Raw genomic sequence first — 26,294 nt, forward strand, 5'->3', positions numbered from 1 at the left:
TACCGACCCTCTACTATGCCGGTAGTGAATTGACTCATGGAGCCCGGGGACACACGTGAGCACACTCAACGCCCGGGCTGTTCGGGCGGGTTTGACTTTAAGGGGCTGACGGGGATGGCTGCCGCCACGCGCGGACGCAGCGCGAGGAGCGCGTCCGGCCGACGAACGCCGAGCGGATACGGCTCCGGATCACCTGCCCCGACTCCCCCGGAGGGGGCGGCCGCGGCCTCCGTCACTCCGCGGCTGATGTCCCGTCCGGGCAGCTTGGGGCCCGTGCGGCTGCAGCAGCTCGTGCTGGTGGAAGTGGCGGCCGCGCTCGTGCTCGTCGCCTGGATCATCGACAAGCTGCTCCTGGTGCCCGCCTCGGTCATCGGCGTGATCCTCGTACTCCTTGCCGTGCTCCGCCGTCATCAGCAGCCGGTACCGGAGTGGCTGAGCACCGCGAGTGCGCTGCGCGCACGGCAGCGACAGGCCTCGAAGCCGGTCGACGCGGACGCGGACCCCGGCTTCACTCCCGCCGTGGAGTGCGAACCGGCCCTGCACACCCTTACGTTCACCGATCGGGAGCGGCGGGCTGTCGGCCTGGTCGGGGACGGCACCTTCCTGACCACCGTGCTGCAGGTCGAGGCGGTGGACTCGCCGCTGCGTCCGCAACGCTCGCAGTCCCCCCTGCCGTTGGCGCTGCTGCGCGACGCCATGGACGTCGACGGCATTCTCCTGGAGTCGGTGCAGGTCGTGCAGCACGCACTGCCCGCGCCCACGCCCGACCTGTCGGCACAGACCGTCCCCGTGCGCAACTACGCGCCGCTGCAGGAACGGACCGGCGCACCCTCGATCCGTCTGACCTGGGTGGCCCTGAAGTTCGATCCGGAGCTGTGCCCGGAGGCCGTTGCCGCGCGCGGCGGGGGCATGGAAGGCGCACAGCGGTGCGTGCTGCGTGCCGCGGATCAGTTGTCGAGCAGGCTCCAAGGGGCTGGTTTCCGCGTGACGCTCCTGTCGGAGGAGGGCGTGACCGCCGCGGTCGCGACCGCGGCGAGCGTGAATCCGAGGGCCACCGCACAGGCCCGGCAGACGAACACGCACAACCGGCGCACGCTGGAGAGCGCACGGGCCTGGCGCTGCGACGACCGCTGGCACACCACGTACTGGATCGGCCGCTGGCCGCAGCTGGGGCCGGGCAGCACGCCACTGCCTCAGTTGGCGGCACTGCTGACGTCGCTGCCCGCACTCGCGACAACCCTGAGCCTCACCCTGCGTCGGGGCGGCACGCAGGGCGGTCGGCACGCCCCGACGATGGCCGGGCACGTACGGATCACCGGCCGCAGCGCGGATGACCTGGTCGCTTTGCGGCGGGAGCTGCAGCGCACCGCTCGAGGGGTGAGGATGGGGCTCGTACGGCTGGATCGCGAGCAAGTGCCCGGTGTGCTCGCCACTCTGCCCCTGGGAGGGACTCGCTGATGGCCACGCCCACGAGCGTCTTCAACGGGCCGTCGCCCGCCTCGGCAACCGGGCCCGACCAGCCTTCCGGTCAGGCGGACGCCGCGCCACGCAGGCAGCGGAGGGGGTTCGGACTCATCGGGCCGCGGCGGCAGCGGCACGAGCTGTCCCCGGAGGAGTTCGACGCGCTGACGCTGCCCGTCGGCGACGACGGCGTGATCATCGGGATCGGTGCTCGTGACCAACCCGCCGTGCTCGGCCTGCACCGCCCCATGCCCTTCAACGTCGCGCTGATCGGGGGGCTGTGGACGGCGCAAGTGATCGGGTTGCGCACGGTCGCCACGGGCGCCCGGGTCACCGTCGAGACCGGTCGCCAGCACATGTGGACATCGCTGGCGCAGGCGGCGAACAGCGGCCACCAGAGCCTCACGCTGCATGACGTGGGCCGGGTGCCACCGCAGGGGCCCTCGATCGGCAGCCCGGTACTGGTGATCCGTGACGCGGGTATGCGACCACCGCGCGGGCGGGTGACATCGGCTCCCTGGCAGTCGGTGCTGACCCTGTTGCCGTACCTCAGCCCGGTCGCCCCGCGGTTGCTGGAGAACGCCGACCTGGTCGGCATCCAGCGGGTGTCTCCTGATGAGGCCGCCCAAGTGGGGCGGATCATGGGGCTGCCGTCGGCAGACGTCGAGTCGCTGTCCGCCCTGCCGGACGGAGTCACTCTTTGGTGTGATCGTCAGTCGCGGGTGTACGTGGCGACGCATCCGACCGACGTGGAATCCGGCCTGCTGGGGGCGGCTCGGCGGATGGACTGACGGTGTTCGATTGCCGCCGGGTACGGGGTGGATGAGACTGTCGGCAAGGTCTGTGCGGGCGCGTGCGCCCGCAGTAACGGGAAGGGATTCTCCACCGATGGCTGACGCCAAAGAGAAGGCTGAGCTGTACGCGCTCGACATCTCCGATGTCACGTGGCACAGCGCGCCGGACAGCACCACCGAAGAACGTGTGGAGATCGCTTATCTGCCGAACGGCGCCGTGGCCATGCGGAATTCCGCCGACCCCGGCACGGTGCTGCGCTACACGGAGGCCGAGTGGCGTGCGTTCGTGCTCGGTGCGCGTGACGGTGAGTTCGACGTGCGCTGAACCGGTTCGGTGACGGGTTGAGGGGGCGGACACCATGGGGTACGCCCCCTTGATGGTGGAAGGCCGGAGTCAGGGGCAGGCCACCGGATACTTCTCCTTCGCGGCGTACCTGCCGCCGATGTACGCGGTCCATCACTTTCCACCGCTTTTGCCCTCATTCCGCCGCTGTCGCCCTCGCGCGCGGCGATTTCTTCCCGGACGGCCTTGCCTCTCACCTTGCCGACGGGTGCGCAGTGGCGGGATCTCGTACCCTGCCGTGCGATTATCGACAGGTCATGGGCCCCTACCCGGTGGTCCCACGGTCGTCCGGCGCGGCCTGGGCACGGACCCTCCGGAAGGCCGTGAGGTAGCGGACAGGGCGAGTAGCGGGAGGGCCTGCCATAGGGCCGCGCATGGTGATTAGGCTTGGTGTGTGCACGGTGACGAACCTGATCAGGGGTCCCCGGCGTCACAAAAGGGGAAAGCCGAACGGTCGGACGACAGTAGCGATCGGCAACAGATCGGCCTCGCCATGAATTTCAAGGGTGTTCGACCACACCAGGAGGCATTGTGAGCAGCGATCGGGACGAGATCCGCACGGGCGGAACCACACCCGGCGATGATCGGTCCGACGCCGAGACCGAGCACACGGGCGAGTTCACCATCGACTACACCCCACCTGCCTGGTACACGCAGAACGCTTCGCCGTCGGCGCCCGCCGCGGGGACCGGGGCGGACACGGGGAGCGGGGCGACGCCGCCTCCGCCGCCCCCGCCGCCGGTCGGCGACCCGGTACCCGTGCCCGGGCCGCCGGAGCCGGTGGGCTTCCCGGAGGCGTGGACGCCTCCGCCCGCGGCGCCTTCCCCAGAGCCCGCGCAGGCTGATGCTTCCGTGCACCAGGCCGCGCCGGACGGGACGACCGAGGACGCCGGCCGTGCGGAGGCGGAGGCCAGGCCGCGGGGCGACCAGAACGACGGAACACCCTCATTGCCCGGTTTCTCCCCGAACCCGGCCGCTCCCGCTCCCGCTGACGCCGCGACGGGTAACGACGGCGAGCGGGGAGGCGACCGGGTCGAGCAGCATGCGTCCGACCTTCCCGACGCCGCCGAGGACGACGACTACGCGCTGGCGCCCGCCGCGCCCCCGGCCCCGCCGGCCGCCGCCCCCGAGGTCGATGCCAACGGTGACGCCGAGGCGCCCGACAGCGGTGCCGTGGCGGGCAGTTCCACGGTGCGGTTCTCCACCGCCTCGCTGCGGCGCGAGATCGCGGAGCGAAAGCAGGCCGCCGACGCGGAATCCGGCGCCGCCGGGGCGGACGGCGATGCCGAGGCCGGGAGCGGTGAGGTGCGCAGCGAGGGCACCATGCGCTTCTCCGCGGCATCGCTGCGCCAGGAGGCCGAGGAGCGCGCCAAGGCGGCGAGCGCCGAGGGTGAGCGGCAGGACTCGGCGCCCGACTCCACGCCGTCACAGGGGACTGGCAGCGGCTGGGCGCCGCCCGCCGCTCCGCAGTCCGGGCTGCCGCCGCTGCCGCCGGACTTCCAGCCGGCCGCTCCGGAGTCGGGCGGTACGGGCGGTGGCCCGGGCCAGGTCCCGGAGCAGCGTACGAGCGGGCCCGGCGCGGCCGGTGGCCCGCTGCCGCCGCAGGCCGGTCCCTGGGCGCCGCCGGCGGCGGGCGCGCAGGGTCCGCCCGGGGCACCGAATGCGGCTGCCCCGCAGGGTGGTTACCCTCAGGGCGGTCCCGCCGCGCCCGGTCCCGCCGCGCCGGGCCCTGCCGCGCCCGGTCCTACCGCTCCGGGCCCTGCCGGTCCCGCCGCTCCGGGCCCTGCTACGCCCGGTCCTCCCGCGCCCGGCCCCGCCGCGCCTGGTCCGCAGGGGCCGCAGAGTGCGCAGAACCCGCAGGCTCCGCAGGGGCCCCAGGCTCCTCCCCCGGCCCCGCAGGCCCCGCAGTACGGGTACCCGCAGGCCGGGCAGCCCCCGGCGCCCGCGCCGGACGGCTACGGCTATCCACGCCCCGACGCGGGCGCGCCCGGGCAGCAGCAGCCGTACCCCGGTCCCCAGCAGGGCCAGGGGCCGTACCCGCCGCACGCCCCGCAGCAGCCACAGCCCCAACAGCCGCAGCAGCCACAGCCGCAGGACGGCTACGGGTACCCGCGCCCCGACGCCGCCGCTCCGGCCGACCCCCGTACGGGCGGCTGGCCCGTCGCCACGCCCGACCAGCGGCCGCGCCCGAGCGCCGGGCAGGGCAACGCGGGCGCCCCGCTCGGGTACACGGCGGCGGTCGAGCTGTCGTCGGACCGGCTCATCCGCGGGAAGCAGAAGCCCAAGAAGAACAACACCGCCGGCTCGCGGTTCAAGCTCGGCGGCAAGAAGGAGGAGGCGGAGCGGCAGCGCAAGCTGGAGCTGATCCGTACCCCGGTGCTCTCGTGCTACCGCATCGCGGTGATCAGCCTCAAGGGCGGCGTCGGCAAGACCACGACGACCACCGCGCTCGGCTCGACCCTGGCCACCGAGCGCCAGGACAAGGTCATCGCGATCGACGCCAACCCCGACGCGGGCACGCTCGGCCGCCGGGTGCGGCGCGAGACCGGCGCGACCATCCGCGACCTGGTCACCGCGATCCCGTACCTCAACAGCTACATGGACATCCGGCGGTTCACCTCGCAGGCGGCCTCCGGTCTTGAGATCCTCGCCAACGACGTGGACCCGGCGGTCTCGACGACCTTCAACGACGACGACTACCGCCGCGTGATCGACATCCTGGGCAAGCAGTACCCGATCATCCTCACCGACTCGGGCACCGGTCTGCTCTACAGCGCGATGCGCGGAGTGCTCGACCTCGCCGACCAGCTGATCATCATCTCCACGCCCTCCGTGGACGGTGCGAGCAGCGCGAGCACCACGCTCGACTGGCTGTCCGCGCACGGCTACGCCGACCTCGTCCAGCGCTCCATCACGGTCATCTCGGGGGTCCGCGAGACCGGAAAGATGATCAAGGTCGAGGACATCGTGTCGCACTTCGAGACCCGCTGCCGCGGGGTGGTCGTCGTGCCGTTCGACGAGCATCTGTCGGCGGGCGCCGAGGTGGACCTCGAGATGATGCGCCCGAAGACCCGGGAGGCGTACTTCAACCTCTCCGCCATGGTCGCCGAGGACTTCTCCCGCGCGCAGCAGGCGCAGGGACTGTGGACGGCCGACGGCGGCGCCCAGCCGCCGCAGATGGCCCCGCCGCTGCCCGGGCAGGGCCAGCAGCCCTACCCGGGGGCGTACGCGCCGCAGCAGCAGGGCCAGCAGCCGCCGCCGTACGGGTACGGCTATCCGCAACAGGGACCTCCGCCGCAGCACCCGGGATACCCCCAGCAGGGCCACCCCGGTCAGCCCGGTCAGCCCGGGCCGCAGCAGGGCTGGCAGCCTCCGCAGCAGCCGAACCAGGGGCAGCAGCCCCAGCCCGGCCAGCCGTGGCCGCCCGGCCCACAGCAGGGACAGGGGCAGCCACAGGGCCGGCCGCAGCCGCCTCAGCAAGAGGGGCAGCCGTGGCAGCATCAGCCGCCGCCCCCGCCCCCGCAGTAGCCCGTACGAACGGCGATCGCCCCGCCGGACCGGTGGTTCCACCGGTCCGGCGGGGCGATCGCCGTTCGTACACGGGGGGGGAGCGTCAGCGGTGGCTGTCGTACTCCTCCACCAGCTCGCTCGCCCGCTTCACATCGGCCGCCATCCGCTCCAGCAGCGCCTCGATCGAGTCGAACTTCTCCTGGCCGCGCAGGAAGGAGAGGAAGTCCACCTCGACATGGAGCCCGTACAGATCCAGACCGACCCGGTCGATCGCGTACGCCTCCACGGTCCGCTCGGTGCCGTTGAACTGCGGGTTGGTGCCGACCGAGATGGCCGCCGGCATGGACTCGCCCTCGGCCGTCAGCCAGCCCGCGTAGACGCCGTCGGCCGGGATCGCGGTGTGCGGCAGTGTCTCCAGATTGGCCGTGGGGAAGCCCAGTTCGCGGCCGCGCTGCGCGCCGCGGACCACGACGCCCTCGACGCGGTGCGGCCGCCCCAGGACCTCCATGGCGCCCGTGACGTCCCCCTCCGCGACCAGCCTGCGCACCAGGGTGGACGAGAACGGCTCGCCGCCGCCCGCCGCGCCGCGCTCGTACAGATCGATCACTTCGACCTCGTAGTCGTACGTGGTGCCCAGCTCGCGCAGCGAGTCGACGTTTCCGGCGGCCCGGTGGCCGAACCGGAAGTTGGGGCCCTCCACCACGACGCGCGCGTGGAGCTTGTCGACCAGCACCTTCACCACGAAGTCGGCGGGGGTGAGCCGCGAGAACTCCTGGGTGAACGGAAGGATCAGCACCGCGTCCACGCCCAGCGCCGCCATCAGCTCCGCACGCCGCTGGTGCGGGGCGAGCAGCGGCGGATGGCTGCCGGGCCGCACGACCTCGCTCGGATGGGGGTCGAAGGTGACCACGACCGCCGGTACGCCCAGCTCCCGCGCGCGGGCCACCGCGCGGCCGATGATCAGCTGATGCCCGCGGTGCACTCCGTCGTAGGAACCGATTGTGACGACGCTGCGCCCCCAGTCCTCGGGGATGTCCTCCAAGCCACGCCAGCGCTGCACTATGCCCGCTCCTCGCCCGAACCTTTGACTGCCGACTTATCGCTTTCGCAGATCTAAGACTGCCATGCCGCCCGCCCCCGCCGTGCACCGGAGGCCGGTCGGCGGGGGACTCGCGGAACCCTCATACGAAGACGGCGAGGCTCTTGGCCTTGCCCTTCGACTCCTCCACCAGGGCCAGGAAACGCCCGTCCGGCCCGAAGACCGCCACCGGGCCCGCTCCGGCGCCCTCGCGGGGCGGCATGTCGATCCGTACGCCGTTGCCCAGCAGCCGGGCCTGGTGCGCGTCGACGTCCCAGCGCGGGAAGGCGGCGGCCGCGGCCTCGGCGATGGGCATGATCTGGAGGGACTCCTCCAGCTGCTCCAGCGTCCGCGCGGCCCCCAGCCCGTACGGGCCGACCCGGGTGCGGCGCAGCACCGTCAGATGTCCGCCGGTGCCGAGCCCGGCGCCGAGGTCGCGGGCCAGGGCGCGGATGTACGTGCCCGAGGAGCACACGACCGTGACGTCGAGGTCGAGGACGGGGGTGCCGTCCTCCGCCTTCGCCTCGCGGGCCTCGTGGAGGACGAATGACGACACGGTGACCGGCCGGGCCGGGATCTCGAACTCCTCGCCCTCCCGGGCCCGGGTGTAGGACCGCTTGCCGTCGATCTTGATGGCGCTGACCTTGGACGGCACCTGCTGGATGTCGCCGGTCAGCTCGTCGATCCCGGTCCGCACGGCGTCGAGCGCGGTCCCGGCCGCGCCGTCCGAGGAGGTGATCTCCCCCTCGGCGTCGTCGGTGACCGTGGTCCGGCCGAGCCGGATCGTGGCCGTGTACTCCTTCTCGGTCAGCGCCAGATGGCCGAGCAGCCGGGTCGCCTTCTCGACGCCGATCACGAGCACGCCCGTGGCCATCGGGTCCAGCGTCCCGGCGTGCCCGACCCGGCGCGTACCGGCGAAGCGGCGCATCTTGGCGACGACGTCGTGCGAGGTGAACCCGGCCGGTTTGTCGACGATCACGAGGCCGTCCGGCGCACCGGAGCCGGCCCTGCCCTTGCGTGTCATGCGCCCGCGGAGCCCTTGCCGTCGGAGCTGTCCGAGCCGTCGGAAGGAGACTCGTCGTCCGCCTCGGCCTCCTCGCCGGGCTTGCGGTACGGATCGGCGTCACCGGCGTACGTGGCGCCCGAGGACGCCTCCCGGACCTCGGCGTCGGCCGCCTTGGCCTTGGCGAGCAGGTCGTCGATCGTACGGGCGTTGTCCGGCAGCGCGTCAGGGACGAACGTCAGGGTCGGGGTGAACCGCACCCCGGTCTGCCGTCCGACCTCCGACCGCAGCACGCCCTTGGCGCTCTCCAGGGCGGCGGCCGATGCCGCGCGCTCCTCGTCGTCGCCGTAGACCGTGTAGAAGACGGTCGCCTCCCGCAGATCACCGGTGATCCGGGTGTCGGTGATGGTCACATAGCCGAGCCGCGGGTCCTTGATCCGCCGCTGCAGCGTCTCCGCGACCACGACCCGGATGCGGTCCGCCAGCTTGCGTGCCCGCGCGGTGTCGGTCATGCGTCTTCTTCTCTCTTCTTCGCTTCAGTCATCGATGGTCAGGGACGGTCATCGGCCGATCGCCGGTCCCCGGCCCTCACTCGTCGTCGCCGCCGTGGAGCCGCCGTCGTACCGACAGCAGCTCCACCTCCGGCCGCGCCGCGACCAGCCGCTCGCAGCGGTCGAGGACGTCCCGGAGGTGGCCCGCGTCCCCGGAGACCGCCGCGAGGCCGATCTCGGCCCTGCGGTAGAGGTCCTGGTCGCCGACCTCCGCCACGCTCACCGCGTACTTGCGGTGCAGCTCGGCGACGATCGGGCGGACGACGGAGCGCTTCTCCTTCAGCGACCGTATGTCGCCGAGGAGCAGGTCGAAGGACAACGTCCCTACATACATGCAGTCCGGGTCAAGCCACCCGTGGGGCCTTCGAGGTTGAGACTTCTCGAACCGTACACGCAAGGGCCGGGGCCGATCGACGGAAATTCTCCGCCGACCGGCCCCGGATGAGAGGCAGCGCGTCAGCCGCGCGGCTTCTCGCGCATCTCGTACGTCGCGATGACGTCGTCGATCTTGATGTCGTTGTAGCTGCCGAGGTTGATACCGCCCTCGAAGCCTTCGCGAATCTCGGTGACGTCGTCCTTGAAGCGGCGCAGGCCCTCGATGTTGAGGTTCTCCGCGATGACCTTGCCGTCGCGGACGAGGCGGGCCTTGGTGTTCCGCTTGACCTCGCCGGAGCGGATGAGCACACCCGCGATGTTGCCCAGCTTGGACGAGCGGAAGACCTCGCGGATCTCTGCCGTGCCCAGCTCGACCTCTTCGTACTCCGGCTTGAGCATGCCCTTGAGGGCCGCCTCGATCTCCTCGATCACCTGGTAGATGACCGAGTAGTAGCGGACGTCCACGCCCTCGCGCTCGGCCATCTGCGTGGCACGCCCGTCGGCGCGCACGTTGAAGCCGATGACGATGGCGTCGGAGCCGGTCGCCAGGTCGATGTCGGTCTCGGTGACCGCACCGACGCCGCGGTGCAGGACGCGCAGATCGACCTCTTCGCCGACGTCGAGCTGGAGCAGCGAGGACTCGAGAGCCTCCACCGAACCGGACGCGTCGCCCTTGATGATGAGGTTGAGCTGCTGGACCTGACCGGCCTTGAGCACCTTGTCCAGGTCCTCCAGGGAGACCCGGCGGGTGCGCTTGGCGAAGGCGGCGTTGCGCTCGCGCGCGGCGCGCTTCTCGGCGATCTGACGGGCGGTGCGGTCCTCGTCGACGACGAGGAAGTTGTCGCCCGCGCCCGGCACGTTGGTCAGACCGAGCACCAGGACCGGGGTCGAGGGACCCGCCTCCTGGAGCTGGTTGCCGTTGTCGTCGAGCATCGCCCGGACGCGGCCGTACGCATCGCCGACGACCATCGTCTCGCCGACCCGCAGGGTGCCGCGCTGGACCAGCACGGTGGCCACGGCGCCGCGGCCGCGGTCCAGGTGCGCCTCGATCGCGATGCCCTGCGCGTCCTGCTCCGCGTTGGCGCGCAGGTCGAGCGAGGCGTCCGCGGTGAGGACCACGGCCTCGAGCAGTTCGTCGATGTTCAGACCCTGACGGGCGGAGATGTCGACGAACATGGTGTCGCCGCCGTACTCCTCGGCCACCAGGCCGTACTCGGTCAGCTGACCGCGCACCTTGGTCGGGTCCGCGCCCTCGACGTCGATCTTGTTGACCGCGACCACGATCGGCACGTCGGCCGCCTTGGCGTGGTTCAGCGCCTCGATCGTCTGGGGCATCACACCGTCGTTGGCCGCCACCACGAGGATCGCGATGTCGGTCGACTTGGCACCACGGGCACGCATGGCGGTGAACGCCTCGTGACCCGGGGTGTCGATGAAGGTGATCCTGCGCTCTTCGTCGTTGACCTCGGTCGAGACCTGGTACGCACCGATGTGCTGGGTGATGCCGCCGGCCTCGCCCGCGACCACGTTGGTCTTGCGGATCGCGTCCAGCAGTCGCGTCTTACCGTGGTCGACGTGACCCATGACGGTCACCACCGGCGGACGCGCGACGAGCATCTCCTCGCCGCCCTCGTTCTCGCCGAACTCGATGTCGAAGGACTCGAGAAGCTCGCGGTCCTCCTCCTCCGGGCTGACGATCTCGACGACGTAGTTCATCTCGTCGGCGAGGAGCTGCAGCGTCTCGTCGGAGACGGACTGGGTCGCGGTGACCATCTCGCCGAGGTTGAGCATCACGGCGACGAGCGACGCCGGGTTGGCGTTGATCTTCTCCGCGAAGTCGGTGAGCGACGCACCCCGCGACAGCCGGACCGTCTGGCCGTTGCCGCGCGGCAGCATCACGCCGCCGACGGACGGGGCCTGCATGGCCTCGTACTCCTGGCGCCTCTGCCGCTTCGACTTACGGCCACGACGCGCCGGACCGCCGGGACGGCCGAACGCACCCTGCGTACCACCACGGCCGCCGGGACCACCCGGACGACCGCCGAAGCCCGGACGGCCACCGCCGCCACCGGGACGACCGGCGAAACCGCCGCCGCCACCCGGACGACCGGCACCGCCGCCGCCACCGGGACGACCGGCGAAACCGCCGCCGCCACCCGGACGGCCACCGCCGCCACCGGGACGACCGGCACCGCCGGGACCGCGACCGCCACCGCCGCCGGGGCCCGGACGCGGACCCGCGGCCGGACGCTGCGGCATCATGCCCGGGTTCGGGCGCGGGCCGGCGGAGCCGCCGCCGGGACGGGGTCCGCCACCCTGGGCGCCCTGCGGACGCGGCATCGAACCCGGAGTGGGACGGGGACCGCCGCCACCCTGGCCGCGGCCCGCACCGGGACCACCCTGGCCGCCGCCCTGCGGACGCGGACCGGCACCGCCCTGGCCACCGGGGCCGGGACGGGCGCCGCCGCCGGGACGGGGCGCCTGCGGGCGCGCCATGCCGGTGGAGCCACCGGAGGTGAAGGGGTTGTTACCCGGACGCGGACCGGACGGACGGCCGCCGCCCGGACGCGGGCGCTCCTGCCCCGGACGCGGGGCGCCGGAACGGCCGCCCTGGCCGCCCTGACCCTGGCCGCCCTGGCCACCCTGACCGCCCTGGCCCTGACCACCCTGGCCACCGGGGCCGGGACGGGCGCCGGGGCGCGGACCGGGCGTCGCGCCCGGCTTGGGCGCGCCCGGCTTGGCCGGGGAGGGCTTGGGGCCGGGGGTGGCCGGCGGGGCCGTGAACTCGGGCTGCGCCGGAGCCGCGGGCTGCGCCGGACCCGGCTTGGGGCCGGGAGTCGGGCGGGCGCCCGGGGTCGGGCGCGGGCCCGGAGTGGGCGCCGCGGACGGCGTGCTGCTCGGGCCCTCGGCGGCGGCCGGCTTGGGGCCGGGCGTCGGGGGCTTCGGGGCAGCGGGACGGGCCGCCGACGCCGGACCCGGCGTCGGGGGCTTGGGCGTCGCCTTGCGCGGCGCCGAGGGCTTGCCGGAGGCACGGCCGGAGCCGTTGCCGCCCTGGAAAGCGTCAGTCAACTTGCGGACCACCGGCGCCTCGATCGTCGAGGACGCCGAACGTACGAATTCACCGAGCTCCTGGAGCTTGGCCATGACGACCTTGCTCTCAACGCCGAACTCCTTGGCGAGTTCGTATACCCGGACCTTAGCCACATCGCTCCTTTTAGGTCCGGGTTACCGCCGGACCGTCGCTACTTCATGGGCGTACTCATCGCGTACTCATCGAGTGCTCATCGCAATCTCGACCTACTTCCGACTCGCGAGGTACCTGACCGCACGGTTGTCCCGTGCCGTTCTTCTTACGGTGGTGACTGCTCACCCTTGTGCTCGACATAACGGCGCAGTGCCGTGGTGTCGAGCGCCCCCGGTCCCCTGAAGGCCCGGGGAAAGGCCCGGCGGCGGACCGCCAGGTCGAAACAGACCCGTGTGGGGTGCAGATAAGCTCCCCGACCGGGCAGCGTACCGCGCCGATCGGGGACGCAAACGCCCTCGACCGCCACGATGCGCAGCAGATCGTCTTTGGCCGCCCGATCCCGGCATCCCACACAGGTTCTCTCAGGGCAGGCACGAGCGCGCGTGCGGCCAGACACTGCTTAAGTCTACCTCCCTGCGACGACCTCACCCCTTGGGGGGAGTGATCGAACCGTCACACATTTTCGGCTGGATCCCGGGTGTCCGCGGCTTGAACAAGCCTTGATCGGGCTTGGTCAGCCCTGCTCCGCGGACTGATCGGTGTCCGGCCGGATATCGATCCGCCAGCCCGTGAGCCGGGCCGCGAGCCGGGCGTTCTGCCCTTCCTTGCCGATCGCCAGCGACAGCTGGTAGTCGGGCACGGTGACCCGCGCGGACCGGGCCGCCAAGTCCACCACCTCGACCTTGCTCACCCGGGCGGGCGACAGCGCGTTCGCCACCAGCTCGGCGGGGTCGTCCGACCAGTCGACGATGTCGATCTTCTCGCCGTGCAGCTCGGCCATCACGGCGCGCACCCGGCCGCCCATCGGGCCGATGCACGCGCCCTTGGCGTTCAGGCCCGAACGGGTGGACCGGACGGCGATCTTGGTGCGGTGACCCGCCTCACGGGCGATCGCCGCGATCTCGACCGAGCCGTCCGCGATCTCCGGCACCTCGAGTGCGAAGAGCTTCTTCACCAAATTGGGATGCGTACGCGAAAGAGTCACCGACGGCCCGCGCACGCCCTTGACCACTCGTACGACGTACGTACGCAGCCGGGTGCCGTGCGCGTAGTCCTCGCCGGGCACCTGCTCCTGCACCGGCAGGATCGCCTCGAGCCGGCCGATGTCCACCAGGATGTTCTTCGGGTCCTTGCCCTGCTGGACGACGCCCGCGACGACATCGCCCTCCCGGCCCGCGTACTCGCCGAAGGTGATCTCCTCCTCGGCGTCCCGCAGCCGCTGCAGGATGACCTGCTTGGCGGTCATGGCGGCGATCCGGCCGAACCCGGAGGGGGTGTCGTCGAACTCGCGGGGCTCCTCGCCCTCCTCGAGGTCGTCGGCGTCCTCCTGGGCCCACACCGTCACATGGCCGCTGGTGCGGTCCAGTTCCACGCGGGCCCGCCGGCGGCTTCCCTCGGTGCGGTGGTAAGCGATGAGGAGAGCCGACTCGATCGCCTCGACCAGCAGGTCGAACGAGATCTCCTTCTCCCGCACCAGACCCCGCAGGGCACTCATGTCGATGTCCACGGCTACGCCTCCTCCTTGCTCTCGTCGCCCTCGGGCTTGCGGTTGAACTCGATCTCCACCCGTGCCTTGGAGATCTCCTTGAAGGCCAGCCGCCTGGCGGTGGGTTTGCGCCCCTTCACGCCGGGGACTTCCAGATCCAGCCCCTCGTCATCGACCGCGATGATCCGGGCGATCAGCTCGCCGCCCTCCACCAGCTGCGCCTTCATCAACCGGCCGGTGGCCCGGTGGTAGTGGCGCTGCTCGGTCAGGGGGCGCTCGGCGCCGGGGGAGGTGACCTCCAGGACGTACGGGGTCTGGCCCATCGCGTCCGACTCGTCGAGCGTCTGCGAGATCTCCCGGCTCAGCTCCGCACACGTGTCCAGCTGCACGCCGTCGTCGGAGTCCACCACGATGCGAAGGACGCGCCGCTTCCCGGCCGGGGTCACCTCGACCTCTTCCAGATCCAGGTCCCGTGCGCTGACGAGCGGTTCCAGCAGTCCGCGCAGCCTTTCGCTCTGGGTCGTGCTCATCCGGGTGACTCCTCGGCCGCGTGTGCTGTTGTGGGAAGGTCGCGTGTCAGCTCAAAGCCTATCTGTTCCGGCGGCGGGCTGACGATTCGGTGGCCGCTGCCGGGGATTCCGGCCCCGCGCGGGTACGCTCGCCTGCTGTGATCACTAACGGCGGCCAAGAGCGGCCGCAGCCCGGAAAGAGGAACGTGCCGATCACGAATCCCCCACCTCGCCCCACGTCCCCGTCCCTCCCCCAGGCCGCGTCCCCGCGGCGGCGGAGCCTGCTGCTGGCCGGCGGTTCGGCCGGGGCCGCCGCGCTGCTGGTCGGCTGTTCCGGTGACTCGGACGACGGATCCCGCTCATCCGGTTCCGCGGACGACGCTGCGCTGCGCGCCCGGGGCGTACGGGACTCGGCCGCGCTCCTCGCGCGCTACGACGCGACCATCGACGCCCACGCCGGGCTCGCGGAGCGGCTGAAGCCGCTGCGGGCGGAGACGGCCGCGCACATGGCGGCGTTCGGCTCCAAGGACCCCTCCGCGTCCGCCTCCGCGACCGCGTCCCGCTCACCGGCCGCGGGCGGGCGGCGGCTGCCCGCGGTGCCCGCGGACGAGAAGAAGGCCCTCGGCGCCCTCGCCCAGGCCGAGCGGCACACCGCCGACAGCCGCACGACGGCGCTCGTCGGCGCGCCGCCGGAGCTGGCCCGGCTGCTGGCCTCCGTCGCGGCCTGCGGTGCCGCCCACGTGTATCTCCTCACCCGGTCCGACCCGGCCTCATGACGGTCCCCGTCAGCCCCTCTGATACGACCTTCAGCGCGGAAGGAGTACCCGGATGAACCGTGCCGCGACGCTCAAGGCGGCGCAGGCCGCGCTCGCCGCCGAGCACGCCGCCGTGTACGGATACGGCGTCGTCGGCGGCCGGATCGGCGACGACCGTCTCGCGGAGGCGCGCGAGGGGTACGCCGCGCACCGTTCCCGCCGCGACGACCTCGTCCGCACCGTGCGCGACCTGGGCGGTACGCCGCAGAGCGCGGCCCCCGCGTACGCGCTGCCGTTCGCGGTGCCCGACTCGGCCGCCGCGGTCCGGCTCGCCGCCGAACTGGAGAACCGGGTGGCCGCCGTCTACGCCGACCTCGTACGGACCTCCGACGGCCCCCTGCGGCGGCAGGCAGCGGGCGCGCTGCGCGAGGCGGCGGTCCGGTCGGTGCGCTGGCGGGGCGGCGGCGTAGCCTTCCCTGGACTCACCGAGCGCGCCGCGCCGGCCGCCCCGTCCGCGTCGGCGAGCGGAGCCGCCGACGGGGTCTGACAGTTCGAGACGATGTACGTGCGTTGACGTGCGTGGGTGACAGGGGGCAGCACGGGAATGGCAGCGGCACACGAACCCGACGCCGGGGACACGGCCTCCCTCCAGGTGCCGAAGCGGCTGCTGGACGCGGTGGGCGAGGACCCGGCGGAGCCCGTACGGAGCTGGCTGACCGCCCTGCCGCGGCTGGCCGCGCGGCGGCTGCGGGAATGGGAGCTGACCCCCGAGCGCGTGGTCACCCCCGGCGGCCGCCGCGGCCTGGTCGTGCTCGTACGGCAGGCGGACGGCACCCCGGCCGCGCTCAAGTTCCCCGTACCGGGTCCGGGTGGGGGCGACGAGGCGGCCGCGCTCGCGCACTGGAACGGCTGGGGCGCGGCCCGGCTCCTGCGCGCCGGCCAGGAGGACGGCGCGCTGCTGGTCGAGCGCCTGCAGTCCGCCGTGTCGCTGCGCTCGCTGCCCGAGGCGAAGGCGCTGCTGGAGGCGGCGGGCACGGTACGGCGGCTGTGGGTGCCGCCGCCCGCCGAGGATTCCTTCGACTCCGTCGAGGGGCGTACGGAGGCGGCCGCCGAGGTGCTGCCCATGCTCGCCTCGGGGGCGTGGGCGGCCGACGTGCGCCCGCTGGCCGACGAGGCCCTGGAGCTGCGGTCCGGCCTGACCGCCGAGCCCCCCGAACGGCTGTTGCTGCACGGCGACTTCCGGCAGGGCAAGGTGCTGGCCGGGGAGCGGGCGCCATGGCTCGCGGTGGGGCCGGCGCCGGTGGTCGGGGAGCGCGCGTACGACCTGGCGCGGCTGGTCCTCGACCGCTGCGAGGACCTGGCCGCGGGCCCGGGCCCGGCCGCGGCCGCGCGGCGGCGGATCGCCAAGCTGGCCGACTCGCTGGACGTCGACCGCGAGCGGCTGCGGGGCTGGTCGCTCTTCCGGGCCGTGGAGACGGGCCTGCGGTACGGGGCGGCCGGTGATCGGCGGGGGGCCGAGCCGCTGCTGGAGTTCGCGGGCTGGCTGTAGTCCCCCACCCCGCCCCTTCCCGACCCAGGGGCTCCGCCCCTGGACCCCGCCGCCCCGAGCGCGCCGGATTCGGTGCCCTGCGGTCCGTAAGGCCCCAGGCGCCGCGCCGCGAGCCCCGGCGCGGCGCGCAGTCCGAGCCCTGCGGGAGGCCGCCCGCCGCGGGGCAGCCAGGCAGGCTCATAGCCCCGAGCCCGCGGCGCGGGGTACGGCGAAGCCCCTGCCCGGCAAGGGGCGGGGGCTTGCGCTCGGGTCAGGACGTGAGGCGGGACAGGGCCTCGTCGATCGGGAGCTCTTCGCGGTCGCCGGTGCGGCGGTCCTTCAGTTCCACCACTCCGTCCTTCGCACCGCGGCCGACGACCAGGATCGTCGGGACGCCGATCAGCTCCGCGTCGGTGAACTTCACGCCCGGGGAGACTCCGGCGCGGTCGTCCACCATGACGCGGACGCCCGCCGTGCCCAGCTTCTCGGCGATGTCCAGGGCCAGCTCGGTCTGGAGGGCCTTGCCCGCGGCCACGATGTGGACATCGGCCGGGGCGACCTCGCGGGGCCAGCAGAGGCCGGACTCGTCGTGGGTCTGCTCGGCGAGGGCGGCGACGACGCGCGAGACGCCGATGCCGTACGAGCCCATCGTGACCCGCACCGGCTTGCCGTTCTGGCCGAGCACGTCGAGCTGGAAGGTGTCGGCGTACTTGCGGCCGAGCTGGAAGATGTGGCCGATCTCGATGGCCCGGTCGAGCGCGATGCCCGCGCCGCACTTGGGGCAGGGGTCGCCCGGCTCGACGACGACCACGTCCAGGTAGTCGTCGACCTCGAAGTCGCGGCCGCACACGACGTTGCGGGCGTGGGTGTCCGGCTTGTTGGCACCGGTCACCCAGGCGGTGCCGGGGGCGACCCGCGGGTCGGCGATGTAGCGGAAGGACTTGCCCGCCAGGCCCTGCGGGCCGACGTAGCCGCGGACCAGGTCGGGGCGGCCCTCGAAGTCCTCGGCGGTGACCAGCTCGACCTCGGCCGGGGCCAGGTGCTCGCCCAGTTTGCCGAGGTCGACCTCGCGGTCGCCGGGGACGCCCACCGCGGCGATCTCGCCGTCGACCTTGATCAGGAGGTTCTTGAGGGTCGCGGAGGCCGGGACGCCCAGGTGCTCGGCGAGGGTCTCGATGGTGGGGGTGTCGGGGGTGTCCAGCTCCTCGACCGGCCCGTGCTCGGCACCCTCGACGGCCGGGACGGTGGTCGTGACCGCCTCCGTGTTGGCCGCGTAGTCGCAGTTCGGGCAGTCCACGAAGGTGTCCTCACCGGCCGCCGCGGGGGCCAGGAACTCCTCGGAGGCGGAGCCGCCCATCGCGCCGGAGACCGCCGAGACGATGCGGTAGTCGAGGCCCAGGCGCTCGAAGATCCGCTGGTACGCCTCGCGGTGCAGCCGGTAGGACTCGGCGAGGCCCTCGTCGCTGGTGTCGAAGGAGTACGAGTCCTTCATCTGGAACTCGCGGCCGCGCAGCACGCCCGAGCGCGGCCGGGCCTCGTCCCGGTACTTGGTCTGGATCTGGTAGAGCATCACCGGCAGGTCCTTGTAGGACGTGCACTGGTCCTTGACCGTCTGGGTGAAGATCTCCTCATGGGTGGGGCCGAGGAGGTAGTCGCCGCCCTTGCGGTCCTTGAGCCGGAACAGCAGGTCGCCGTACTCCTCCCAGCGGCCGCTCGCCTCGTACGGCTCCTTGGGGAGCAGCGCGGGCAGCAGCACCTCCTGGGCGCCGATCGCGTCCATCTCCTCGCGGACGATGCGGGAGACGTTGTCCAGGACCTTCTTGCCGACCGGCAGCCAGGTCCAGATGCCCGCGGACGCGCGGCGGACGTAGCCGGCCCGGACGAGCAGCTTGTGGCTGGCGGTCTCGGCGTCGGCCGGGTCTTCGCGCAGTGTCTTCAGCATCAGATTGGACATGCGCTGGACGTGGGCGGCGTGGGCCATGGGGTCTTCTCCTGCGTACGAGACGGATGTCAGGAGGTTAGCCGCCCGGGGACGCAACCCGGAAATGCGCTCCGTGAGGGCACGCTACCGCCGCAGCGGCAGGGGGGCGCCCATGACGGCGTACGGGCTCGGCGCGCTCGGGAAGAGCACCGGGCGGGCCAGGTCGCGGTAGCCCAGCGAATGGTAGAGGCAGCGGGCGGGGCTGTCGGTGTCGATGGCGGAGAGGATCGAGCGCGGCTGCACTGCCCCGTCGGTGATGGCGGTGATCAGCCGGCGGCCGACGCCGCGGTTCTGGTAGTCGGGGTGGACGTGCAGCTCGGTGATGACGAAGGCGTCGTCCAGCCAGTCCTCGTGCCCGGCCGCGCGCAGATAGGGCTGGACGATGGTGGACCACCAGTGGGTGCGGTCGTTGGGCATGCCGTAGACGAAGCCCACGAGCCGCCCCTCCGGGGTGGTCGCGCCGAGGGCGCGGGCGCCGGGGCTGGTGAGGTGGCGCAGCACGATGTGCCGCCGTACGCCGATCTCCTCCTGCGTCAGCCCGAAGGCCACGGCCTGCACGGCGAGCGCCTCGTCCACGCGTGCGGCGAGGTCGAGCGGGCCGACGACGACACCTCGGGGGTCCGGGGGATGGCCCCCGGGCATCTGCAGCATGGGCGGCACCCTACTGGCCCGGTCCGGCGATCAGAACAGCACGCTCATGAACGCGCCGACCTCCTGGAAGCCGACGCGGCGATACGCGGCGCGGGCCGCGGTGTTGTAGTCGTTGACGTAGAGGCTCGCCACCGGCGCGATCTCGTTCAGCGCGTAGTGCAGCACGGCGGCCATGCCGGTCTCGGAGAGCCCGCGGCCGCGGTATTCGGGGGCGACCCAGACGCCCTGGATCTGGCAGGCGTGCGGGGTGGCGGCGCCGATCTCGGCCTTGAAGACGACGCGGCCGTTCTCGACGCGGGCGAAGGAGCGCCCGGCGGCGACGAGTTCGGCGACCCGCGCCTGGTAGAGCAGTCCGCCGTCGCCCGCGAGCGGTGAGACGCCGACCTCCTCCGTGAACATGGCCACGCACGCGGGCGTGATCACGTCCATCTCGTCCTTGCGGATCCGGCGCACCCGAGGATCGGGCGGGACGTCGGCGGGCACCTGGGTGGTGACCATGAGCGGCTGACACGCGCGGACCTCACGGGCCGGGCCCCAGCTGGGCTCCAGCAGGGACCACAGCTCGGCCGTGGTGTCGGCGGGGCCGACGATCGAGGAGCAACGACGCCCGGACCGGCGGGCGCGCTCCGCGAAGCCGCGCACGGCCTCGGGGGTGGCGCAGATGGGGACCAGGTTGGCCCCCGCGTAGCAGAGCGACTGGAGCCGTCCGCCGTTGTACCAGCCCCACATCTCGCCGCCCAGCCGCCACGGGTCCAGGCCGGCGACCTGGACGCGGGCGGCCACGAAGGCGTTGGAGACGGGGTCGCGGTTGAGCACCGCGAGGGCCGAGTCGAGCTCTTGGGGCTCGAGGACCCTGGTGGTGGACGTCGTCAGCACGTGTCGGATTGCCTCACCGGTTGCGGGGCCTGCGGGCCGGAGGGGAGTCGATCCCCGCACTGTACCGCCCCCTTCTGAGAAGGCTCGGTTCTCCCCCGGCCACCACTCAGCCGCTGACGGAGACCTGGGGCTCGCCGGAGGCGATGCCGTCCTTCTCCATCTGCTCGGCGATCTTCATGGCCTCGTCGATCAGGGTCTCCACGATCTTCGACTCCGGCACGGTCTTGATGACCTCGCCCTTCACGAAGATCTGCCCCTTGCCGTTGCCGGACGCCACGCCGAGGTCCGCCTCACGGGCCTCGCCCGGGCCGTTGACGACGCAGCCCATCACGGCGACCCGCAGCGGGACCTCCATGCCGTCAAGACCGGCCGTGACCTCGTCGGCCAGCTTGTAGACATCGACCTGCGCACGGCCGCACGACGGGCAGGAGACGATCTCCAGCCGCCGCTGCCGCAGGTTCAGCGACTCCAGGATCTGGATGCCGACCTTGACCTCCTCCGCCGGCGGCGCCGACAGGGAGACCCGGATCGTGTCGCCGATGCCCTCGCTCAGCAGGGCGCCGAAGGCCACCGACGACTTGATCGTGCCCTGGAACGCGGGTCCGGCCTCGGTGACGCCGAGGTGGAGCGGGTAGTCGCACTGGGCGGCCAGCTGGCGGTAGGCGTTGACCATGACCACCGGGTCGTTGTGCTTGACCGAGATCTTGATGTCCCGGAAGCCGTGCTCCTCGAACAGCGAGCACTCCCACAGGGCCGACTCCACCAGCGCCTCGGGCGTGGCCTTGCCGTACTTCTCCAGCAGCCGCTTGTCCAGCGATCCCGCGTTGACGCCGATGCGGATCGGGACGCCCGCGTCCGAGGCCGCCCTCGCGATCTCCTTGACCTTGTCGTCGAACTGCCGGATGTTCCCCGGGTTCACCCGCACGGCGGCGCACCCGGCGTCGATCGCGGCGAAGACGTACTTCGGCTGGAAATGGATGTCCGCGATGACCGGGATCTGCGACTTCTTGGCGATCACGGGCAGCGCCTCGGCGTCGTCCTGCGAGGGGCAGGCCACCCGCACGATCTGGCAGCCCGACGCCGTCAGCTCCGCGATCTGCTGCAGCGTCGCCCCGATGTCAGCGGTCACGGTCGTCGTCATGGACTGCACCGAGATCGGCGCGTCGCCGCCCACGGCGACCGGCCCGACCTGGATCTTCCGGCTGACCCGGCGGTCGGCGAGCTTGGTCGGTACGGACGGCATTCCTAGCGAGATCGCAGTCATCTGGTTCGTAGCCCCAAGAAGGTGTTTGAGTGGCCCGAGATCGGCGGGCTCCGGGTCCGAGATTACGGCACCGGGCGGTGCCCCAGCACACTCCGTCCCCGAAGTCCACCCAAAGGCGAACTTCGGGACAGTTCACATCATCAGGAAATTCGTACGGGGTTCACCACGTCGGCGACCAGCACGAGCAGCGTGAAGCAGATGAAGATCCCGGCGATCACATAGGCGACCGGCATCATCTTGGCCACGTCGAACGGCCCGGGGTCGGGCCGCCGGACCAGGCGTGCGAGCCGCCGGCGCAGGGACTCCCACACCGCGCCCGCGATGTGGCCGCCGTCCAGCGGCAGCAGCGGCAGCATGTTGAACAGGAACAGCGAGAGGTTGAACCCGGCGACGAGGAAGAGCATCGTCGCGATGCGCTGCGAGGGCGGGATGTCGAGGTTGGCGACCTCGCCGCCGACCCGGGCGGCGCCGACGACGCCCATCGGGGAGTCCGCCTTGCGGGGCGCGTCCCCGAAGGCCGCGTTCCACAGGTCGGGCACCTTGGAGGGCAGGTCGACCAGGGACTGGACGCCGTCCTCGACCATGGTGCCCATGCGGTCCACGGACTGGCCGAAGGACTGCCGCACCACGCCGTTGGCCGGGGTGAAGCCGAGGAACCCTGCGCTGACGTACTGGCCCTCGACGTAGCCGCCGTTCCCGTCGGACTTGGCGACCTTGTTGGTGATGAGGTCGGCGTGCAGGGTCTTGCGGACGCCGTCCCGCTCGACGGTGATCGTCGCGGGTCCGGTGGTCTCGCGGATGTCCTTCTGGAGCGTGCCCCAGTCCGAGACCCGGCGGCCGTCGAAGGCGACGATCTTGTCCCGGGGCTGGAGTCCCGCGGCCTTGGCCGGGGAGTCCTTGGCGTCCTTGGGGCACTTGTCGGTCGCGGACGAGGCCGGGACCACACAGGCGGAGACGGTGCCGACGCTGGTGGTCTGGGTGTTGACGCCGAAGCTCATCATCACGCCGACGAAGATCACCACGGCCATGATCAGGTTCATGAACGGCCCGGCGAACATCACGATCACGCGCTTCCACGGCGCGCGCGTGTAGAACATGCGCTTCTCGTCGCCGGGCTCCAGCTCCTCGTACGCGGCCGACCGGGCGTCCTCGATCATGCCGCGCCACGGCGAGGTGGAGCGCTGGGTGACCTTGCCGTCGTCGCCGGGCGGGAACATCCCGATCATGCGGATGAAGCCGCCGAGCGGAATCGCCTTGATCCCGTACTCGGTCTCCCCCCGCTTGCGGGAGAAGACCGTCGGCCCGAAGCCGACCATGTACTGCGGGACCCGGATGCCGAACCACTTGGCCGTGGAGAGATGGCCCAGCTCGTGCCAGGCGATCGAGATCCCCAGGCCGACGGCGAATACGACTATGCCGAGGACCGTCATCAATGTCGTCATGCGTGACCCTCCGGGGTCGCCTTCGCCGCGCGGGCGGCCAGTTCACGGGCGCGGGCACGGGCCCACGTCTCGGCTTCGAGGACGTCCGCGACGGTGAGCTGAGTTCCCGCGGAGGGGGCGCCGTGCTCGGCAACCACTTCCGCGACCGTATCGACAATTCCGTTGAAGGGCAGCTTCCGGCCGAGGAAGGCGTCCACGCACTCCTCGTTCGCCGCGTTGAAGACGGCCGGGGCGGTGCCGCCGAGACCGCCGACGTGCCGGGCGAGGTCGACCGAGGGGAAGGCCTCGGTGTCCAGGGGGAAGAACTCCCAGGTGTGGGCCCTGGTCCAGTCGCAGCCAGGGGCGGCGTCCGGCACCCGCTCGGGCCAGCCGAGGCCGAGCGCGATCGCCATCCGCATGTCGGGCGGGCTCGCCTGGGCGAGCGTCGAGCCATCGGTGAATTCAACCATCGAGTGGATATACGACTGAGGGTGGACGACCACCTCAATCTCCTCGAAGGGAATGTCGAACAGCAGATGGGCCTCGATGACCTCCAGCCCCTTGTTGACGAGGGTCGAGGAGTTGATCGTGACGACCGGGCCCATGTCCCAGGTGGGGTGGGCCAGCGCCTGGTCCGGGGTGACCCCGGCCAGCTCGCGCTTCGTACGGCCGCGGAACGGGCCGCCGGACGCGGTGACGACCAGCTTGCGGACCTCCTGGCGGCCGCCGCCGAGCAGGGCCTGGAAGAGCGCGGAGTGCTCGGAGTCGACGGGCACGATCTGGCCCGGCTTGGCGACCGCCTTGACCAGCGGCCCGCCCACGATGAGGGACTCCTTGTTGGCCAGCGCCAGCACCCGGCCCGCCTCCAGGGCGGCCAGGGTGGGCGCGAGGCCGATGGAGCCGGTGATGCCGTTGAGCACGGTGTGGCACTCGGAGCGGGCCAGTTCGGTGGCCGCGTCGGGTCCGGCCAGGACCTCCGGGAGCGGCTCGCCCGCCCCGTACCGCGCGGACAGCGCCGCGCGCAGCTCGGGCACCGCGTCCTCGCGGGCGACGGCGACGGTGGCCGCCTTCAGCCGGTGGGCCTGCTCGGCGAGCAGGTCGGCCCGCCCTCCGGCGGCGGACAGGGCCGTCACCCGGAAGCGGTCCGGGTTGCGGAGGATCACATCGATGGCCTGGGTGCCGATGGATCCGGTGGAGCCCAGGATCACGAGGTCGCGGGGGCTTCCGGGGTCGGCGGGGGCTGCCGGGGGGCGCAGATGCGGGTCAGCCAGGGAATCCGTCATCTGCCCATTGTTGCCCGTGCCGCCGGGTGCGGGTGACCGGGCCCGGGGACGGGTGCGCGCCCGTCCGGGCGGGGCCGGGCCCGCCGCCCGGCCCCGGCTCCGCCCGGACCGCGGTCACCTGATGGGGCGGTGGACGTTGTCCCTGGCCGACGGGCCGGGAGTGGCGTCGGCGATCCACGGTCCTTCGCCGCTGGGGTCGAGGACGCCCGCCTCCAGCCACTCGTACGAGCCGGAGAGCACCCCGGAGACCACCTTGCGGTCGAGGTCGTCGGTGTTGGTCCACAGACGGCCGAAGAGTTCGTCGGCGCGGATACGGGCCTGCCGGCAGAAGACGTCGGCCAGCTGGTACGCCTCGGCGCCGTGCTCGCCGCGGCTGCGCAGCATCTCGGCGCGCACACAGGCCGCGCTCATCGCGAACAGCTCCGCGCCGATGTCCACGATCCGGCTGAGGAAGCCCTGTTTGGTCTCCATCCGGCCCTGCCAGCGGGACATGGCGTAGAACGTCGACCGGGCGAGCTTGCGCGCCGAGCGCTCGACGTAGCGCAGATGCGGGGAGAGGTCCCGGTGGCCGGGCGGGGAGAACTCGGCGTACGCGCGCGGCAGCTGGCCGGGGCCGGTGACCAGGCCCGGCAGCCAGCGGGCGTAGAAGCCGCCCGCCTTGGCGGCCGCCCTGCCCTTGTCCGACAGGGACTTGTCCGGGTCGATGAGGTCGCCCGCCACCGACAGATGCGCGTCCACGGCCTCCCGGGCGATCAGCAGGTGCATGATCTCGGTGGAGCCCTCGAAGATCCGGTTGATGCGCAGATCGCGAAGGATCTGCTCGGCGGGGACCGCCCGCTCCCCACGGGCGGCGAGCGAGGCCGCGGTCTCGAAGCCGCGGCCGCCGCGGATCTGGACCAGCTCGTCGGCCATCAGCCAGGCCATCTCGCTGCCGTAGAGCTTGGCGAGCGCCGCCTCGATGCGGATGTCGTTGCGGTCCTCGTCGGCCATCTGGGAGGCGAGGTCGATGACCGCCTCCAGCGCGAAGGTGGTCGCCGCGATGAAGGAGATCTTGGCGCCGACGGCCTCGTGCCGGGCGATCGGCTTGCCCCACTGCTCTCGGGCCGCCGACCATTCGCGGGCGATCTTCAGGCACCACTTCCCGGCGCCCGCGCACATCGCGGGCAGCGAGAGCCGCCCGGTGTTGAGCGTGGTCAGCGCGATCTTGAGACCGGCGCCCTCGGGGCCGATGCGGTTGGCCGCGGGGACCCGGACCCGGTGGAAGCGGGTCACCCCGTTCTCGAGGCCGCGCAGCCCCATGAACGCGTTGCGGTTCTCGACGGTGACGCCCTCGGAGGCCGTCTCGACGACGAAGGCGCTGATCCCGCCCTTGTGGCCGTCGGACTTCGGCACCCGGGCCATGACGACGAGGAGGTCGGCGACCACGCCGTTGGTGGTCCACAGCTTGACGCCGTCGAGGACGTAGTCGTCCCCGTCGGGGACGGCGGTGGTGGCGAGCCGGGCCGGGTCGGACCCCACGTCGGGCTCGGTGAGCAGGAAGGCGGATATGTCGGTGCGGGCGCAGCGCGGCAGGAAGCGGTCCTTCTGCTCCTGGGTGCCGAACAGCTTGATCGGCTGCGGCACGCCGATCGACTGGTGGGCGGAGAGCAGCGCGCCGATGGCGGGGCTGACCGAGCCGGCCAGCGCGAGGGCCTTGTTGTAGTAGACCTGGGTGAGGCCCATGCCGCCGTACTTGGTGTCGATCTTCATGCCGAGCGCGCCGAGTTCCTTGAGGCCGTTGATGGTCTCGTCGGGAATCTGCGCCTCGCGCTCGATGCGGGCGGCATCGACCCGGGTCTCGCAGAACTCGCCGAGCTTGGCGAGGAACGCCTCGCCGCGGCGCACGTCGTCCGGTGCGGGGGCGGGGTGGGGGTGGATCAGATCGAGGCGGAAGCGGCCGAGGAACAGCTCCTTGGCGAAACTCGGCTTGTGCCATTTCTGTTCGCGTGCGGCTTCGGCGACCTGGCGCGCTTCACGCTCGGACACCGGCCTGACGGATGATGCGGTCATCGGTGCTCCCTTGCCGCGAATGACGATCTCGTGACATTACCGGCACGTACCGCTGTTCAGTGTGCCCCCGGTGGGCCGGGTCGGCAAAGCGGTCGGCGGAGGATCAGCGGGGAAGCAGCGGGGAAACTGTTG

General features: G+C 72.2%; 22 protein-coding genes. 7 read left to right on the plus strand and 15 right to left on the minus strand.

Features of this window, described 5'->3' with window-relative positions:
• Positions 1-114 precede the first annotated feature (114 nt).
• From eccE to ACH4SI_RS30985, 4 genes are all read left to right on the plus strand, one after another.
• Positions 115-1,458 carry a type VII secretion protein EccE gene (gene eccE, locus ACH4SI_RS30970; protein WP_398301485.1) on the plus strand — a complete coding sequence of 448 codons (1,344 nt, stop codon included), beginning with the start codon at positions 115-117 and terminating at the stop codon, positions 1,456-1,458.
• A complete protein-coding gene (locus tag ACH4SI_RS30975) occupies positions 1,458-2,252 on the plus strand; it encodes a hypothetical protein (RefSeq protein WP_398301487.1) in 795 nt (264 codons plus the stop codon). Before eccE ends, ACH4SI_RS30975 begins: the two co-directional genes overlap by 1 nt.
• Positions 2,253-2,349: 97 nt before the next feature.
• A complete protein-coding gene (locus ACH4SI_RS30980; protein WP_358633906.1) occupies positions 2,350-2,580 on the plus strand; it encodes a DUF397 domain-containing protein in 231 nt (76 codons plus the stop codon).
• Between the two features lie 549 nt (positions 2,581-3,129).
• Positions 3,130-6,126 carry an SCO5717 family growth-regulating ATPase gene (locus tag ACH4SI_RS30985; protein ID WP_398301490.1) on the plus strand — a complete coding sequence of 999 codons (2,997 nt, stop codon included), beginning with the start codon at positions 3,130-3,132 and terminating at the stop codon, positions 6,124-6,126.
• 85 nt (positions 6,127-6,211) lie between these two features.
• Here the strand turns inward: ACH4SI_RS30985 and ACH4SI_RS30990 are convergent, their stop codons facing one another.
• From ACH4SI_RS30990 to rimP, 8 genes are all read right to left on the minus strand, one after another.
• Positions 6,212-7,168 (minus strand): bifunctional riboflavin kinase/FAD synthetase, encoded by a 957-nt coding sequence (locus ACH4SI_RS30990; RefSeq protein WP_398301492.1) that lies wholly within the window; start codon positions 7,166-7,168, stop codon positions 6,212-6,214.
• Positions 7,169-7,289: 121 nt separating this feature from the next.
• On the minus strand, positions 7,290-8,210 hold the full coding sequence (gene truB, locus ACH4SI_RS30995; protein ID WP_398301494.1) for a tRNA pseudouridine(55) synthase TruB: 921 nt from the start codon (positions 8,208-8,210) through the stop codon (positions 7,290-7,292).
• Positions 8,207-8,701: a 30S ribosome-binding factor RbfA gene (gene rbfA, locus ACH4SI_RS31000; RefSeq protein ID WP_398301496.1), complete on the minus strand. Its 495-nt coding sequence runs from the start codon at positions 8,699-8,701 to the stop codon at positions 8,207-8,209. The genes truB and rbfA overlap by 4 nt, the downstream gene beginning before the upstream one ends.
• A gap of 76 nt (positions 8,702-8,777) precedes the next feature.
• Positions 8,778-9,074 carry a DUF503 domain-containing protein gene (locus ACH4SI_RS31005; RefSeq protein ID WP_398301498.1) on the minus strand — a complete coding sequence of 99 codons (297 nt, stop codon included), beginning with the start codon at positions 9,072-9,074 and terminating at the stop codon, positions 8,778-8,780.
• 122 nt (positions 9,075-9,196) lie between these two features.
• Positions 9,197-12,319, minus strand: a complete 3,123-nt coding sequence (gene infB / locus ACH4SI_RS31010; RefSeq protein ID WP_398301501.1) for a translation initiation factor IF-2 — start codon at positions 12,317-12,319, stop codon at positions 9,197-9,199.
• 146 nt (positions 12,320-12,465) lie between these two features.
• Positions 12,466-12,756, minus strand: coding sequence for a YlxR family protein (locus ACH4SI_RS31015; protein ID WP_398301503.1), 291 nt, complete (start codon positions 12,754-12,756; stop codon positions 12,466-12,468).
• Between the two features lie 117 nt (positions 12,757-12,873).
• Positions 12,874-13,866, minus strand: coding sequence for a transcription termination factor NusA (nusA, locus tag ACH4SI_RS31020; protein ID WP_398301505.1), 993 nt, complete (start codon positions 13,864-13,866; stop codon positions 12,874-12,876).
• A gap of 2 nt (positions 13,867-13,868) precedes the next feature.
• Entirely contained in the window at positions 13,869-14,375 is a 507-nt protein-coding gene (rimP, locus tag ACH4SI_RS31025) for a ribosome maturation factor RimP (RefSeq protein ID WP_398301507.1), read from the minus strand.
• A 185-nt stretch (positions 14,376-14,560) separates the two neighbouring features.
• Here rimP and ACH4SI_RS31030 point away from each other — a divergent pair, with 185 nt between their 5' ends.
• Genes ACH4SI_RS31030 through ACH4SI_RS31040 form a run of 3 tightly spaced genes read left to right on the plus strand, consistent with a single transcriptional unit; the run spans position 14,561 to position 16,658 of the window.
• On the plus strand, positions 14,561-15,130 hold the full coding sequence (locus ACH4SI_RS31030) for a hypothetical protein (protein ID WP_398301509.1): 570 nt from the start codon (positions 14,561-14,563) through the stop codon (positions 15,128-15,130).
• 52 nt (positions 15,131-15,182) lie between these two features.
• Positions 15,183-15,656 carry a ferritin-like domain-containing protein gene (locus tag ACH4SI_RS31035; protein WP_398301511.1) on the plus strand — a complete coding sequence of 158 codons (474 nt, stop codon included), beginning with the start codon at positions 15,183-15,185 and terminating at the stop codon, positions 15,654-15,656.
• A gap of 57 nt (positions 15,657-15,713) precedes the next feature.
• Positions 15,714-16,658: an aminoglycoside phosphotransferase family protein gene (locus ACH4SI_RS31040; protein WP_398301513.1), complete on the plus strand. Its 945-nt coding sequence runs from the start codon at positions 15,714-15,716 to the stop codon at positions 16,656-16,658.
• Positions 16,659-16,908: 250 nt separating this feature from the next.
• On the opposite strand, the gene ACH4SI_RS31045 is transcribed toward ACH4SI_RS31040, so the two are convergent.
• From ACH4SI_RS31045 to ACH4SI_RS31075, 7 genes are all read right to left on the minus strand, one after another.
• Positions 16,909-18,618, minus strand: a complete 1,710-nt coding sequence (locus ACH4SI_RS31045; protein WP_398301515.1) for a proline--tRNA ligase — start codon at positions 18,616-18,618, stop codon at positions 16,909-16,911.
• 84 nt (positions 18,619-18,702) lie between these two features.
• Entirely contained in the window at positions 18,703-19,269 is a 567-nt protein-coding gene (locus ACH4SI_RS31050) for a GNAT family N-acetyltransferase (protein WP_398301517.1), read from the minus strand.
• A 30-nt stretch (positions 19,270-19,299) separates the two neighbouring features.
• The gene (locus ACH4SI_RS31055) at positions 19,300-20,145 is read right to left on the minus strand and encodes a GNAT family N-acetyltransferase (protein WP_398301519.1); all 846 of its coding nucleotides are present in this window, start codon (positions 20,143-20,145) and stop codon (positions 19,300-19,302) included.
• A gap of 106 nt (positions 20,146-20,251) precedes the next feature.
• Positions 20,252-21,409: a flavodoxin-dependent (E)-4-hydroxy-3-methylbut-2-enyl-diphosphate synthase gene (gene ispG / locus ACH4SI_RS31060; protein WP_398301521.1), complete on the minus strand. Its 1,158-nt coding sequence runs from the start codon at positions 21,407-21,409 to the stop codon at positions 20,252-20,254.
• Positions 21,410-21,549: 140 nt separating this feature from the next.
• Positions 21,550-22,851 (minus strand): M50 family metallopeptidase, encoded by a 1,302-nt coding sequence (locus tag ACH4SI_RS31065; RefSeq protein WP_398301523.1) that lies wholly within the window; start codon positions 22,849-22,851, stop codon positions 21,550-21,552.
• Positions 22,848-24,113 (minus strand): 1-deoxy-D-xylulose-5-phosphate reductoisomerase, encoded by a 1,266-nt coding sequence (gene dxr, locus ACH4SI_RS31070; protein ID WP_398301525.1) that lies wholly within the window; start codon positions 24,111-24,113, stop codon positions 22,848-22,850. The genes ACH4SI_RS31065 and dxr overlap by 4 nt, the downstream gene beginning before the upstream one ends.
• Positions 24,114-24,227: 114 nt before the next feature.
• Positions 24,228-26,162: an acyl-CoA dehydrogenase family protein gene (locus ACH4SI_RS31075; protein ID WP_398301527.1), complete on the minus strand. Its 1,935-nt coding sequence runs from the start codon at positions 26,160-26,162 to the stop codon at positions 24,228-24,230.
• Between the last annotated feature and the right edge of the window lie 132 nt (positions 26,163-26,294).

It is taken from the genome of Streptomyces sp. NPDC021212, from assembly GCF_044332925.1.
Lineage (GTDB): Bacteria > Actinomycetota > Actinomycetes > Streptomycetales > Streptomycetaceae > Streptomyces.

What these genes read in the sequence shown, in the direction of transcription:
- ACH4SI_RS30980 (WP_358633906.1), top strand. Translation starts at nt 2,350, where the DNA reads ATGGCTGACGCCAAAGAGAAGGCTGAGCTGTACGCGCTCGACATCTCC.
- dxr (WP_398301525.1), bottom strand. Translation starts at nt 24,113, where the DNA reads ATGACGGATTCCCTGGCTGACCCGCATCTGCGCCCCCCGGCAGCCCCC.
- eccE (WP_398301485.1), top strand. Translation starts at nt 115, where the DNA reads ATGGCTGCCGCCACGCGCGGACGCAGCGCGAGGAGCGCGTCCGGCCGA.
- rimP (WP_398301507.1), bottom strand. Translation starts at nt 14,375, where the DNA reads ATGAGCACGACCCAGAGCGAAAGGCTGCGCGGACTGCTGGAACCGCTC.
- ACH4SI_RS30975 (WP_398301487.1), top strand. Translation starts at nt 1,458, where the DNA reads ATGGCCACGCCCACGAGCGTCTTCAACGGGCCGTCGCCCGCCTCGGCA.
- ACH4SI_RS31075 (WP_398301527.1), bottom strand. Translation starts at nt 26,162, where the DNA reads ATGACCGCATCATCCGTCAGGCCGGTGTCCGAGCGTGAAGCGCGCCAG.
- ACH4SI_RS31035 (WP_398301511.1), top strand. Translation starts at nt 15,183, where the DNA reads ATGAACCGTGCCGCGACGCTCAAGGCGGCGCAGGCCGCGCTCGCCGCC.
- ACH4SI_RS31050 (WP_398301517.1), bottom strand. Translation starts at nt 19,269, where the DNA reads ATGCTGCAGATGCCCGGGGGCCATCCCCCGGACCCCCGAGGTGTCGTC.
- ACH4SI_RS31045 (WP_398301515.1), bottom strand. Translation starts at nt 18,618, where the DNA reads ATGGCCCACGCCGCCCACGTCCAGCGCATGTCCAATCTGATGCTGAAG.
- ACH4SI_RS31005 (WP_398301498.1), bottom strand. Translation starts at nt 9,074, where the DNA reads ATGTATGTAGGGACGTTGTCCTTCGACCTGCTCCTCGGCGACATACGG.
- truB (WP_398301494.1), bottom strand. Translation starts at nt 8,210, where the DNA reads ATGACACGCAAGGGCAGGGCCGGCTCCGGTGCGCCGGACGGCCTCGTG.
- ispG (WP_398301521.1), bottom strand. Translation starts at nt 21,409, where the DNA reads ATGACTGCGATCTCGCTAGGAATGCCGTCCGTACCGACCAAGCTCGCC.
- ACH4SI_RS31065 (WP_398301523.1), bottom strand. Translation starts at nt 22,851, where the DNA reads ATGACGACATTGATGACGGTCCTCGGCATAGTCGTATTCGCCGTCGGC.
- rbfA (WP_398301496.1), bottom strand. Translation starts at nt 8,701, where the DNA reads ATGACCGACACCGCGCGGGCACGCAAGCTGGCGGACCGCATCCGGGTC.
- ACH4SI_RS31040 (WP_398301513.1), top strand. Translation starts at nt 15,714, where the DNA reads ATGGCAGCGGCACACGAACCCGACGCCGGGGACACGGCCTCCCTCCAG.